Here is a 12,361-nt window from a genome sequence, read left to right as displayed (position 1 = left end):
ATGAACATCAGAAAAGTAAAGCTGAAGCCTGGATTTGCATTAATGGAACTGGGAGGGGAATTCTGTATTTTTGATGAAAGAGACAGCCAGAACGGTTCCTTAGACGGTCTGCCATCGGTAAATGAGATCTGCATCTTCTTATGGAACAGCCTGGAGAGGGGGGCAGGAGTGGAGGAATTAATCACTCTGCTTTCTGAGGAAAAAAATATTGATGAAGAAGATGCAAGGCTAGAGCTGGAGGAGTTTCTTGCAAAACTGATCCATGGGAATGTGGTTGAAATTAATGGGTAAAGGAGGAGCAGGCAGGTGGAAAAAATAGCGGTGATCAGCAAAGATCAGGAACTGGTTCCTTTTTTGTACTGCAACCTGGTGGAAATCTTTGAAAAGGAGGGGGAACAGTGGCGGGCGGTGCGTACCGCTCCCTTTTCTCCCATAACAGGAAATACAATTGAAAAACTGAGAAAAGAAACGGAAGCAATCATGACTCTCGCGGAAGATGCGAAAGCAGTTTTGTGCAGAGAGCTTTCAGGAATCCCATTTTCCGTATTCAACCAAAAAGGTTATTGCATCTTTTGTTCAGAAAAAGCGGACCAGGACACGTTAGACGGAATGATAAAGGATATAGAAGAAAGTGATGAAAAACGAAGAAGGAAAGAAGAAATGATTCAGAATGCCGGACCTGTGGAAACGCAGACACCAGGAATCTATTTTCTGGATTTGGTGCAGCTTCAAACGGAGTGCCCGGAGGTATCATCCAAAAAGGCACTGTTGCCTTTCCTTTCCAATACTCCGTTTCTCGAATTGCAGATTGTCTGTGCCCACATACCCCCATGGCTTGAAACCGATGATTCCTATGAAAAAAAGGTATGTAATGGAAATGGAAATGGAAAAGTACATATAACCATAACCCGAAAACAGTGTTAGCAGGAGGTGGAAAAAATGCAAAATTATATGGTTTTAGATGCTGGGACACTACAGACCCCTTATGGAATTCTGGGTGGAGTGGATTCCTTTCTCTGTCATCCAGACGGAGAGTTATCGGGAGTAACCCTATCGGAAAAAAATATGATTGTTACCCAGGCAGGAGAATTGATTCCGGCTTATACGGAGAACGGCAGAAGAAAAAAGAAGCCGTCTGTGGAATTTGACAAGCAGGGAATGGTGGTTAGCGTGGCGTTAGAAGAGCAGCAGGAGGTTCTCACCCCCATTGGAGAGCTTCCGGTTGAACTGATTAAATTTTATCCCTCTGGAGAGCTTCACCGGATATTTATCCTGGATGGACAGATGAGTGGCTTCTGGACGGAGGAAGATGAACGGGAGCTTAACATTTCCCTGACCTTTGATCTTGGCTTTACGGAATTTCAGGCAATGATAAATGGCCTTTGTTTTTATAAAAGTGGAGATATAAAAAGTATTACCTTGTTTCCGGGGGAAAGTGCTGCCATACAGACTCCTATGGGAATGGTGGAAACTAAGGTGGGACTTTCCTTGTATGAGTCGGGAAACTTAAAATCAGTAGAACCGGCAGAGCCTGTCCTGGTATCAACTCCCATTGGAAAAATAACCGCTTACGATCCGGACCAGATCGGAATCAATGCTGACAGCAATTCTCTTTCGTTTACGGAAAGCGGAGAGATCAAAGGTCTTATCACCTGTGATCACTCCATCTATGTTCAGACGGAGGAAGCGGTAATGAGAAAGTATTCTCCCCACATAAAGCCCCATCCTCTCTATGATGAGGTACTCACTGTATCCGGGATTAAAGTGGAGTTTTTTCTGGAATCTGGAGAAGTATTGATTGAAAATGACAGATATGATCTGGAATCGTGCGGATTTACCATAGAACCGTTTGCACGGCCCGGAATGCACTGCAGCCCTTCTGACTGTGCAAACTGTTCCTTGTGCAACAAAGCAATGAGAGAATAAAGAACAAAACTGCCAAGGCTGAATTACTTGGCAGTTTTGTTCTTTGAATGCTTAGTCTGATTTTGCTGCAGCATACTCTGTTTCACTGGCTGAAGCATTGGCATACCTGCCCTTTCCAAGAACCGTAGTATAGAAAAAGGTTCCAAAACAGGCAGCTGCAAAAAGTATTCCAATTGGATAGGCAATGGTGGTGGAAATCTGAAGTCCTTCCTTTGCCATCAGTATGTAGGTACAGGAGACTGCGGACATAAAGGTTGCAGGAAGCACTGTAATCCAGTAAAAACGTTTTTTGCGGAATAGATAAACGCTTGCAGTCCATAATGCAATCATTGCCAGTGTCTGGTTGCTCCAGGAGAAATATCTCCATACGATCTGTACATCAAACTGAGTCAGAACAGAGCCAACTGCCAGAAGCGGTATGGTAAGGAGCAGGCGGTTTTTTGCCGGTTTCTGATCAAGTTTAAACCAGTCTGCCAGAGTCAGACGTGCACTCCGGTAAGCCGTATCTGCAGAGGAGATGGGGCATGCGATCACTCCGATCATGGCTATAACAGCACCAACGGGTCCAAGAAGCTGAAAGCAGATTTCATAAACAACGCTGGACTGCCCATTTCCAAGTGCAGTTAAAAGACCGCCGGTTCCATCATAAAAAGCAACTCCCGCTGCAGCCCAGATGAGCGCAATAACACCTTCTGCGACCATGGCTCCATAAAATACCTTCCGGCCGTCTGCCTCATTGGTAAGACAGCGGGCCATCAAAGGAGACTGTGTGGCATGGAATCCCGATATGGCGCCGCAGGCAACAGAGATAAACATGGTGGGCCAGATTGGTGTACCGGCTGGGTGAAGATTGGCCAGGGTGATTTCCGGAATGTGATATCCTTTAAAAAGAATGGCTCCGCCAACACCCAGTGCCATTACTATCAGGCAGATTCCAAAGAACGGATAGATTTTTCCAATCACCTTATCAATAGGAACAAAGGTGGCAATAAAATAGTAGACCAGTACAACAATGAGCCAGAATCTGGAATCCAGTACATTAGGTGTCAGCATCGCTAAGAGATTTGCCGGCCCGGTAGAAAAGGTTACACCCACCAGTACAAGAAGAATTACTGAAAATACCCGCATGATCTGCTTCATGGCTGTGCCAAGATAGGAACCGGTCAGTTCTGATACACTGGCGCCCTTATGCCGCATGGACATCATACCTATCATATAATCGTGTACACCGCCCCCTAAAAGAGTACCGAAGGTGATCCATAAAAATACACTGGGTCCCCAGCAGGCTCCGGCAAGTGCACCAAAGATGGGACCCAGGCCTGCAATATTTAACAGCTGGATTAAAAAAATGCGTGGGGTCCCCATGGGAACGTAGTCGTTTCCATCCGTCATGGAAAGAGCTGGTGTTACTCTGTCATCAGGTCCGAAAACTTTTTCTGTGATTTTGCTGTAGAAGAAAAAACCTGAAATCAGCAGCAACAGACATAAAAAGAAACTTATCATTTGCCTACCTCCTATTATTAAAACATCTCATTACCACCAATTATAATGAAATATGCACAATAATAAATGGAAAATGGATGAAAAGCAGGTATTTGTGCATAAACAGCAGCTAGACACCAATGATCTGCTTAAACTGTTTGATCTTTTCTCTTCCTACGGGCAGAATCTCTTTTTCAAATCCCTGCATTTTAACTGCCATACTGTTATTTGCCCATGGAAACAGTTCGGATATATAATTTAAATTGATCAGATAACTTTTGTGAATCCGGTAAAATCCACAGGAGGAAAGGCGTTTTTCATATTCACCTAGCAGCTGGTTCTCCGTATAATCCCTGGAAACAGTATGGATAATGCAGCTTCGGCAGCAGGTTTCTATGTATACGATCTGTCTGATATCAAGCAATATAATGGTTCTGTTGACATTAATGGGAAACTTATGTGCTGGGAGGCATAAATCATTTTTCAAAGAATGATCCAAATCCTGTCTGCATTTTTCCAGAATGCAACGTAACCGTTCCGGATCAAAGGGTTTTAAAATATAGTTGTTTACACCCAGTTCAAATGCCTGGACTGCATATTGGGAAAACGCGGTTGCAAAGATGATCTGGGCATGAGGCATCATTCTCCTTGCGGCAGCTGCCAGTGTGGTTCCATCCATATCATTTAAACTGATATCCAGAAAGAGAATATCAAAATAATGATGGCCAAACAATTCAAGGGCTGCATTACCACTGTCTCCTTCCATAATTTCGCTTTCAGGCAGGAAGGATAAAATCTGGTGGATCAGTTCTTTACGCGCAGGGCGTTCATCATCAATCACAGCAATTTTCATAAGTGAATCCCCCTTCATACTTTGATTCTGGAGAAACCGGAATGGTAAAAAAGATGTCAGAACCGGAATCAGAACTTTCAATATGAAGTCCGTGCTCCTGTCCATAAATACTTTTTAGCCGTTTATGGACATTTTCCAGTCCCACTCCCCCGTAATGTTCCCCTTCATACAGATGCTTTATGACTGTTTCCGGAATTCCGGGTCCTTTATCGGAAACGGAGATTTTTATAGATGCTCCCTCCATACAGGCGCAGATGGATACATAGCGATTGGCGCTTTTATCAAAACCATAGCGGATTGCATTTTCTACCAGAGGCTGAAGGATAAACGCCGGAATCAGGCAGTTTGTTTTTTCATCCGTTATTATTTCGATATGAAGCTTTTCTTCAAATCTGGCTTTTTCCAATTCCAGATATCTGGTAATATGCATAAGTTCTGTCTTAAGTGTGTGCATGTAGGAATTGTGCTCCAGTGTCTGTCTGTAATAGGAAGACAGAGTAAGAAGCAGTTCTCTGGCTCTGTCCGGATTGTCCCGGCAGACGTAGGAAATGGTGTTGAGAGAATTATAAAGGAAATGGGGATTGACCTGAGACTGCAGTGCTTTTAATTCTGCCTTGCGCCGTAATTTTTTCTGGTATTCCAGTTCAGACAGCTCAAACTGAGTGGAAAAAAGCCTTGCAAGTTCCGAGGCAAAATTTAAATCAGACTGGGACTGCTGCCAGTGCTTTTTTATTACCATGGTCAGACTTCCCATAACCTGATTCATTTCTATAATGGGAGCAGCCACAATGATATGGTTTTTCAAAATGGAATAAAGTGGTTCCCCTTTTCTGGCATAATGAAAAATGGTTGGTTTCCTGTCGTGGATAGACGCCAGAATTGAGAGAAGAACCGTATCCTCATTCATATCCTTCAGTTCCAAATTGGTTTTCCTGCTTATTATTTTTTCGGTATCTGTAATAAGTATGGCTGCGCAACTGGTGGACTGAAAAATAATTTCAGCCGCAGCCTGCATATCCTTTATGCTGTATAAGCCTTTGCGAAGATGGGGAAGACTTTGTTCCACGATTCCAAGAGCCAGCCGCATCCGTTCAGCAAACTGACTGTCTTCCTCCAAAAAAACCATATTAAAAGTGCCCAGAAATACTAACATTCCAAGTGCGTTCATGGTCATCATGGGAAGTGAAATCAGCTTTACAAGCTGGACTGCTGCAGAAAAGGGTCGTGAAATAAGCAGAATAATCATCATCTGAAGAAATTCTACAAAAAACGTGAGAATAAAAACACTGGAGCTGCCCATTTTTCCCGCCTTAAACCGGCTGGAGAACAAGGAGCCTGCAAGCCCTTCAACCAGAGTAGAGACAGCACAGGCTGCTGCGGTAAATCCACCGATGTCAAACAGATAACGGTGAATCCCTCCAATTAAGGCTGCACCGATTCCCACATATGGGCCGCCTAAAAGGCCGGCAGCCAGCACTCCGATTACCCGGGTGTTGACAATTGCTCCCTGAGTGCGAACTCCTGTGTAGGTTGATAGAATGCTGATTAAACCGAATAGGGTGGCAAGCATGATTCCGCAGCCGGCGGAATGCATATCATAAAGGAGCATGCTCCTTACAATGGGGATTTTGGTAAGAAGGGTGGCGATCAGAACCAGAAGACCGATATTTAAAAGAAGACTGAAAAACATAGCACTTGACATAAGTTTCCCCCTTATACTGGCTGTTAAAATTCTGTTATAATTATAACAGAATTTTTAAAGAAATACAGTGGGAGTCACGGAAGATAGAAAGTAACTTGCATTTATAGCCAGGAATCATATATAATTTAACATCAGGAACCAATGCAGGCAAAATAGAGTTTACTGGAGGGAAAATGATGAAACTATTTATAAAGTATATTTCAATTGTATTAGCCATTTATCTGATGTCATTTATATTTAACTCGGTTTATATAGGAAGTTTAGGCGCACTGCTTATTATGGGCATGGTACTTTTGCTTGTGAACCTGATCATAAAACCGTTTCTTATGCTGATTACATTACCCGCCAATTTGCTGACGTTAGGCTTATTCAGCTTTATTGTAAATGCATGGACGATCATGATCGCCGATTCCCTTGTTGAAAATATAAGTATGGGCGGCTTTGTTAACTCGCTGATTGCAGCTTTTATAATTACTATTTTAAATAATCTGTTTCAGGATAAAGATTAGGCAGCAGCATAAAAGCATGGCCTGAATCCACGAGTATGGGTTCTGGTCATGCTTTTATCGTTTTCTAATATTTGACGCCCTTCCAGTAAAGCGGCTTATAAACATTTGCTTCTTCCGGCAAAGTCACATCCTTCATTGCCCAACGGTAGAATTCTTCAAATCCGGTCCGGTCCACAATGTATCCGATATGTTCCTTTCCGCCGGGAGCAGTGGTATCAATGTATTTTGTTACATAATCATAAGTGTTTAAAATAATCTTTAAAATACTGTCCTCATCTGCCCATTTGATGAAATCCTCGCCCAGACGGGGATTTTTCTTTCCGGTACGTCCAAGCAGGGTGAGGCGGTAAAACTTCTCCTGACTTCTGGTCCAGGCTCTGGTGGGGCAGGCAAGTACACATTCCCCGCAGCCGATGCAGGTTTCATGATTGCGGGCTACCTTACCATTCACGGTTTCCAGAGCCCCGGTTGATTTCCGTTTGCATGCTTTCACGCAGGCGCCGCAGTTGACACAGCGGTCTGCATCGTAGTGTGGGAGTGTCATTCCCATAATGCCGAAATCATGCATCCGCACCTTGGCACAGTCGTTGGGACAGCCGGTTAATGCAACCTTAAAATGGAGATTGTTAGGGAAAATGGCTTTCTCTATTTTCTTTGCAAAATCCGCCGTATTATAGCAGGCATAAGGGCAGACGTTGTTGCCGATGCATGCGGTTATATTCCGGGTTCCCGCAGCGCTGTAGCCCTCTCCAGATTTTTCCTGGTTAATACCCAATCCTTCAATAATCGGCTGCAGGAGGGCATTGACCTTTGGAATATCCGCAAATGGGATTCCAGGGATCTCAAAACCCTGTCTGGAGGTAATGTGTACAGTGCCATTGCCGTAAGTATCGGCAATATTCTGAATCATAGATAAAAATCTGGCTTCCAGATAACCGCCTGGTACCCGGACGCGGGAGGCTGTAAGACCTCTGTGTTTCGTAACACGGAAAGCATTTTTTTTCAGTTCCTTTGTGTTAATATCCATTAGACGTTCCCCTTTCTAATCCAAGAGTTTGCGGCCTTTGGTAAATGGAAAGACAGGTCCGTCCAGGCACACATAGGTGTCATCAATTTTACAGTGTCCGCATTTGCCGATTCCGCAGCACATTTTCCGTTCATGGGATATCCAGATATTTTCTTCCTTCAGTCCAATATCAAGAAGTCCCTGAGTGGTAAAGCGCATCATGGCTGGAGGCCCCACCACAATTGCAGTGGTTTCTTCTTTGTTTTTCAGCTTTAATTTTGGTATATACTGGGTGACCAGTCCGATCTGGCAGGCCGTGTCATCCTCTGCACAATCCACAGTCAGAATGACTTCCATTGCCTGCTTCCATTTGCCGAAGTCCTCCAGAAAGAGAATGTCTTTGGGGGTCTTAAATCCGGCGATGAGTGTCATGCCCTTTGTTTCTTCCATATGACCGGAAAAATAATCAACCACACCCTTCACAGGAGAAAGTCCGGTTCCGCCTGCTATGATAAGAAGCTCTTTTCCCCGGAAATTTTCCATATCAAATCCATTGCCGTAAGGTCCTCTTAAAAACAGGCTGTCTCCCTGATAACGTTCAAAGATTTCTCCTGTCACCTTACCTACCCGGCGAATGGTCAAATCTACGGAATCCTCCCGGATACCGCTGACAGAAATGGGCGCTTCCCCGAACTTCGGAATGGAAACCTCGAAAAACTGACCCGGTTTTACGTCTCCATGATAAGCCATGCGAAATGTGTATTCAATGTCCGTATGGCGGATTACCTCCTTGATTTCAGAACGGAAAGGAAGATATTCGTTATGATTCATTTCCATTTACCTCCTTCATGGCATCCTCCAGCTGATTGATGCAGTGGGAAAATGAGATGTACTCCGGGCACACGTCGTCGCACCGGCCGCAGCCTACGCACATAGGAATCCCATTGCGTTTCTTGTAGTCATATACTTTGTGAAGAACCTTAAAGCGCATGCGCTGACCGTTGTTCTGGCGATAGTTTCCGCCGCCTGCTACATCAGTAAAACCATCCGTCATACAGGAAGCCCATACTCTGCGGCGTTCTCCGACTTTGCCGTTATCGGTGTAGAAAATATCCTGCATGGTGAAACAGGTACAGGTTGGACATACAAAATTACACCGTCCGCAGTTGATGCAGCGGCTGTCATATTGTTTCCACATGGATGACTTCATGACCTCTAAGGAAAGAGAATCAGGGATGTTAACCTGTGTTTCAGTCTCGGTTACGTAAGAAGGGGTTATATCTGCCTGTTTTGAACAGTTGGCAGCAAATAACTCATCCCATTCGGGGTTTTTATTATCAATCAGCACTCCGTCTTCTGATGGTTCCATGGAAGCATGATAGTCGTCTGAACGATTGGTTCCCATATCAACACAGAAACAGCTCTCAAAGGAATCTTTGCACCCCATAAGTACGAATTTCACCCGGTCCCTGAGACGTTTATAATAAGGGTCTTCAGCCCCGTTATGGAGATACATGGTATCTAAGCGTTTCACCGCATGAAGGTCGCAGCTGCGCAGAAAAATAATTGCCTGCTTCACAGGGGCTTCCGGTTCCTTTACAGAATCTTCCGTAAAATAAAATAAGGTCTCCGAGATGGGAAGAAGAATTTCTTTAAAAGAAAAGTCTGACTTCTGGTCAAATACGATTTCGTCAATGGACTGAATTTCTCCATAGTGAACAGAGTCCGTATCCGAAAAAGCACCTCCGTTTTTCATCAGCATGGGAGCATAGATGACAGAATCCTTTTTCCAGTTTTGAAATACTTCGCTGACCTCTTTTGTATTAAGGATATATCCCATGCTAAGCCTCCTTTTTTCCGGAAATCAGATAATAGGGAACAGCAGTAAATAAAATTCCGCCTGCCATATTGCCAAGAGTTACAACCAGAATATTGTAAAAATATCCGGAAAGGGAAACAGCCGCACCGTTAGGACTTAAGACTCCCACCGTAAGCAGTGTCATGTTTGCAATACTATGCTCGTAACCGCTTGTTATAAATGCGAAAAGACACCAGAACACCATGATTAATTTTCCGCTCTCTGATTTGCAGCGGAAACTGCACCAGATCGCAAGGCAGACTAAAATGTTACAAAGTACCGCTCTGAAAAAGAGAGGAATGAGGGGGATTGCCATTTTTGCAGCAGCCGCATTTGCCATGAATTCCCCTACTGGCCCCTTTGCCAGCCCGGCACCCCAGAAAATAAGTGCAAGGAGAATGGAACCGGCCCAGTTTCCAATTAAACAGACCACCCACAGTCTGACAGCCTCTCCAATTGTGACGGTACCGCTGAACATTCCGCCTGCCATTACTAAATTATTGCCGGTAAACAGTTCTGCTCCTGCCATAACAACAAGACTGAGGGCGATGCCAAAGGATGCACCCATAATAATCTTGACGTAAGGCTGACTGGAAATCATCCCTCCGGCAGAGAAGATCAATAGAATTCCAAAACCCACATAAATACCTGCCAGCATGGCCGCAAACCAGTATCCAACAGGATTTTTTTTCAGAAACTTTGATTTGTTTTCCGCCGCTTTTGCTAACATTGAATATTCTTCCTGAAACATAAACAACCTCCTTTGTTTATTTTTTATCAAACTACCCACAAAACCAGTATAATCAATAACTAAAAAAATCACCGTGATTTAAATCACGATGACTTAAAAAATTACTGCAATAGAAAGAGTATGGTTCTCGTTGACCTTATATAATTTTAATGATAAAATTAATTTAGTTTTAATTAAAATTAAGTAAAGAAGTGGGTAAATAAATGGGAAAAAAGGTTACATTGCAGATGATTGCCCAGCGCGCAGGTGTTAGTGTGGTAACAGTGTCCAATGTGCTGTCAGGAAAAAAGGGAGCAAGCGATCAGGTGCGTAACCTGATTTTTTCTCTGGCAGAAGAGACAGGATACCAGAAAAGTGCACTGAAAGACAGGGAAAAAGAGAGGGCATACCGTTTCGGAGTTCTGATTGCAGAGCGCTATGTAAAAGAATATCCTTCATTTTATATGCATATATACAAAGAAATTGCAAAGGAGGCCGCGAAGCGTAACTCACTTACGATTTTGGAGGTAATTGATGAAGAGCGGGAGCGTTTGGAAAACAAGGCTTATAAGTTTGCAGATGCAGAGATAGACGGACTGTTAATCATTGGTGAGATGTCACCGCTATTTGTTGATATGGTGGGAAAAAGCGCGCAGGTGCCTGTCGTTGGTGTGGATTTTTACAATGTGGATATGGATATGGATTTTATTATTACAGACAGCTTCCGGGGAATGCAAAAAGCTGTGGAACGATTGATTCAATTCGGCCACAGGGATATTACATTTGTGGGAACGCCAAAAGCGACTAACAGTATTATGGACCGGTATATGGGATATTGCAAAGCACTTTTGCAGAACCATATTGACAATACGAGCCTGATTTGTGATCGCAGTGTGGGGGAGAAAGGTTCTGTAATTGAATTTGATCTGCCTTTAAAGCTGCCTACAGCATTTGTATGCAATTGTGAGAGAACCACTGGCGTATTGATTGAAAAGCTCAGAGAAAGAGGTTTAAGAATTCCAGAAGATGTTTCCATTGTGGCATTTGACCGCTTTCTTGACGAATATCCGGAAGAGATGGAAGTGACAACCTATGAAATTGATGAGAATGCGTTGGCCAGGATTAGTGTCACCACGCTTTTAAAGAGAATTTCGGGAAAAGGCAAGCCGGCAGGGATCACTGTGGTGAATGGCATTTTAAAAGAAGGAAATACAGTAAAAAGAAGGGAGGAGTAAATCTTTGGCAGGATCAGTAAAATTAAAAGACATCGCCAACGAATTAGGGACAAGTATTGTGACCGTATCAAATGCCCTTTCAGGTAAGAAGGGAGTCAGTGAAGCCGTAAGAACACAGGTGATTGAAAAGGCGAAAGAGCTGGGCTATGACAATACGAAGCAGGATAAGAGCCCCAAAGAAAAGGTCACGATAGGTGTAATCGTATCAGAGCAGTATATCGGAATTGGAACCTCTTTTTATTGGACTATGTATCAGCAGACGGTCTGGGCGGCCTCAACGTTTAAAGCGCTTACAACGCTGGAGATTATCAGCACTGATAAAGAAAAAGAGCTTGAACTTCCACGTCTTTGTGAAGAGGGAAGAATCGACGGTCTTATAGTAATTGGAAAGATGGAAAAGAAATATCTGGAAAATACGATTCAAGTTCTGCAGATTCCAGCGGTTTTGCTGGATTTCAGATGTGAGGAAATCGGGTGCTCTTCTATTATGTCCAACAATTATATTGGGATGTACAAAATGACCCGTTATCTCCTGAAGCGGGGACACAGGAATATTGGATATGTAGGCGAGGCGGAAACAAATGAAAACCTTTGTGACCGGTATTTTGGATATCGTAAGGTGATGGAAGAATGGGGCGTTCCGGTTAATCCGGAGTGGGTGATTGCTGATGCGAAGGTGGTCAGTGGAAAGGCCGACATTTCGCTGCCAGGAGTGCTTCCTACTGCGTTTGTATGCAGCAGTGATTTTGTTGCAGGCTTTCTGTATGATAAGCTTTCCCAGATGGGTTACCGGATACCGGAGGATATCTCTCTTGTAGGGTATGATAATTACCTATATGGACATTCTCTGGCCAAGAAGCTTACAACATATAACGTGGATATGAAAGAGATGGCTCACGAAGCAGTAAAAATCCTTCTGAAAAAGGTGGCTGGAGGCCCGGATCATAATGATATAAAATATTTGGACAGCTATATCGTGGAACGCAGCAGTGTAAAAACCATACAGGAATAAATTAAAATGAGTAGCAGCGTGCTGCTCTTTTTTTGTGCAAAAACGAAT

General features: G+C 43.6%; 13 protein-coding genes. 6 read left to right on the top strand and 7 right to left on the bottom strand.

Annotated features, from left to right (window positions below):
- The 3 genes from ABS301_RS04755 to ABS301_RS04745 are packed head-to-tail and all read left to right on the top strand — an operon-like array spanning position 1 to position 1,926.
- Positions 1-291: a PqqD family protein gene (locus ABS301_RS04755; protein ID WP_104434811.1), complete on the top strand. Its 291-nt coding sequence runs from the start codon at positions 1-3 to the stop codon at positions 289-291.
- A gap of 15 nt (positions 292-306) precedes the next feature.
- On the top strand, positions 307-924 hold the full coding sequence (locus tag ABS301_RS04750; protein ID WP_349671122.1) for a Fe-only nitrogenase accessory AnfO family protein: 618 nt from the start codon (positions 307-309) through the stop codon (positions 922-924).
- A gap of 15 nt (positions 925-939) precedes the next feature.
- The gene (locus ABS301_RS04745) at positions 940-1,926 is read left to right on the top strand and encodes a hypothetical protein (protein ID WP_349671121.1); all 987 of its coding nucleotides are present in this window, start codon (positions 940-942) and stop codon (positions 1,924-1,926) included.
- 51 nt (positions 1,927-1,977) lie between these two features.
- On the opposite strand, the gene ABS301_RS04740 is transcribed toward ABS301_RS04745, so the two are convergent.
- The 3 genes from ABS301_RS04740 to ABS301_RS04730 form a co-directional block, all read right to left on the bottom strand.
- Entirely contained in the window at positions 1,978-3,429 is a 1,452-nt protein-coding gene (locus ABS301_RS04740) for a carbon starvation CstA family protein (RefSeq protein ID WP_349671120.1), read from the bottom strand.
- A gap of 109 nt (positions 3,430-3,538) precedes the next feature.
- The gene (locus ABS301_RS04735; RefSeq protein WP_349671119.1) at positions 3,539-4,261 is read right to left on the bottom strand and encodes a LytR/AlgR family response regulator transcription factor; all 723 of its coding nucleotides are present in this window, start codon (positions 4,259-4,261) and stop codon (positions 3,539-3,541) included.
- Positions 4,242-5,963: a LytS/YhcK type 5TM receptor domain-containing protein gene (locus tag ABS301_RS04730; protein WP_349671118.1), complete on the bottom strand. Its 1,722-nt coding sequence runs from the start codon at positions 5,961-5,963 to the stop codon at positions 4,242-4,244. The genes ABS301_RS04735 and ABS301_RS04730 overlap by 20 nt, the downstream gene beginning before the upstream one ends.
- A 173-nt stretch (positions 5,964-6,136) precedes the next feature.
- Here ABS301_RS04730 and ABS301_RS04725 point away from each other — a divergent pair, with 173 nt between their 5' ends.
- Positions 6,137-6,472, top strand: coding sequence for a phage holin family protein (locus ABS301_RS04725; protein ID WP_349671117.1), 336 nt, complete (start codon positions 6,137-6,139; stop codon positions 6,470-6,472).
- 64 nt (positions 6,473-6,536) lie between these two features.
- On the opposite strand, the gene asrC is transcribed toward ABS301_RS04725, so the two are convergent.
- From asrC to ABS301_RS04705, 4 genes are read right to left on the bottom strand one after another with little or no spacing between them, the layout of a single operon-like run.
- Positions 6,537-7,499: a sulfite reductase subunit C gene (gene asrC, locus ABS301_RS04720; protein ID WP_349671116.1), complete on the bottom strand. Its 963-nt coding sequence runs from the start codon at positions 7,497-7,499 to the stop codon at positions 6,537-6,539.
- Between the two features lie 15 nt (positions 7,500-7,514).
- Positions 7,515-8,309: an anaerobic sulfite reductase subunit AsrB gene (gene asrB / locus ABS301_RS04715; protein ID WP_349671115.1), complete on the bottom strand. Its 795-nt coding sequence runs from the start codon at positions 8,307-8,309 to the stop codon at positions 7,515-7,517.
- A complete protein-coding gene (asrA, locus tag ABS301_RS04710) occupies positions 8,299-9,318 on the bottom strand; it encodes an anaerobic sulfite reductase subunit AsrA (protein ID WP_349671114.1) in 1,020 nt (339 codons plus the stop codon). Before asrA ends, asrB begins: the two co-directional genes overlap by 11 nt.
- Before the next feature lies 1 nt (position 9,319).
- Positions 9,320-10,087: a formate/nitrite transporter family protein gene (locus ABS301_RS04705; protein ID WP_349671113.1), complete on the bottom strand. Its 768-nt coding sequence runs from the start codon at positions 10,085-10,087 to the stop codon at positions 9,320-9,322.
- Positions 10,088-10,290: 203 nt separating this feature from the next.
- Between ABS301_RS04705 and ABS301_RS04700 the strand changes: the two genes are divergently transcribed.
- Both ABS301_RS04700 and ABS301_RS04695 read left to right on the top strand, forming a co-directional pair.
- Entirely contained in the window at positions 10,291-11,301 is a 1,011-nt protein-coding gene (locus ABS301_RS04700) for a LacI family DNA-binding transcriptional regulator (protein ID WP_349671112.1), read from the top strand.
- 4 nt (positions 11,302-11,305) lie between these two features.
- Positions 11,306-12,313, top strand: coding sequence for a LacI family DNA-binding transcriptional regulator (locus ABS301_RS04695; protein ID WP_349671111.1), 1,008 nt, complete (start codon positions 11,306-11,308; stop codon positions 12,311-12,313).
- The last annotated feature ends 48 nt before the right edge of the window (positions 12,314-12,361 follow it).

Origin of the sequence: Lacrimispora sp. (assembly GCF_031982545.1) — a bacterium.
Taxonomy (GTDB): domain Bacteria; phylum Bacillota; class Clostridia; order Lachnospirales; family Lachnospiraceae; genus Lacrimispora.
Note: the sequence above shows the minus strand (reverse complement) of the source record. Positions and strands in the feature narration are given on the sequence as shown.

What these genes read in the sequence shown, in the direction of transcription:
- ABS301_RS04755 (WP_104434811.1), top strand. Translation starts at nt 1, where the DNA reads ATGAACATCAGAAAAGTAAAGCTGAAGCCTGGATTTGCATTAATGGAA.
- ABS301_RS04745 (WP_349671121.1), top strand. Translation starts at nt 940, where the DNA reads ATGCAAAATTATATGGTTTTAGATGCTGGGACACTACAGACCCCTTAT.
- ABS301_RS04740 (WP_349671120.1), bottom strand. Translation starts at nt 3,429, where the DNA reads ATGATAAGTTTCTTTTTATGTCTGTTGCTGCTGATTTCAGGTTTTTTC.
- ABS301_RS04735 (WP_349671119.1), bottom strand. Translation starts at nt 4,261, where the DNA reads ATGAAAATTGCTGTGATTGATGATGAACGCCCTGCGCGTAAAGAACTG.
- ABS301_RS04730 (WP_349671118.1), bottom strand. Translation starts at nt 5,963, where the DNA reads ATGTCAAGTGCTATGTTTTTCAGTCTTCTTTTAAATATCGGTCTTCTG.
- ABS301_RS04725 (WP_349671117.1), top strand. Translation starts at nt 6,137, where the DNA reads ATGATGAAACTATTTATAAAGTATATTTCAATTGTATTAGCCATTTAT.
- asrC (WP_349671116.1), bottom strand. Translation starts at nt 7,499, where the DNA reads ATGGATATTAACACAAAGGAACTGAAAAAAAATGCTTTCCGTGTTACG.
- asrB (WP_349671115.1), bottom strand. Translation starts at nt 8,309, where the DNA reads ATGAATCATAACGAATATCTTCCTTTCCGTTCTGAAATCAAGGAGGTA.
- asrA (WP_349671114.1), bottom strand. Translation starts at nt 9,318, where the DNA reads ATGGGATATATCCTTAATACAAAAGAGGTCAGCGAAGTATTTCAAAAC.
- ABS301_RS04705 (WP_349671113.1), bottom strand. Translation starts at nt 10,087, where the DNA reads ATGTTTCAGGAAGAATATTCAATGTTAGCAAAAGCGGCGGAAAACAAA.
- ABS301_RS04700 (WP_349671112.1), top strand. Translation starts at nt 10,291, where the DNA reads ATGGGAAAAAAGGTTACATTGCAGATGATTGCCCAGCGCGCAGGTGTT.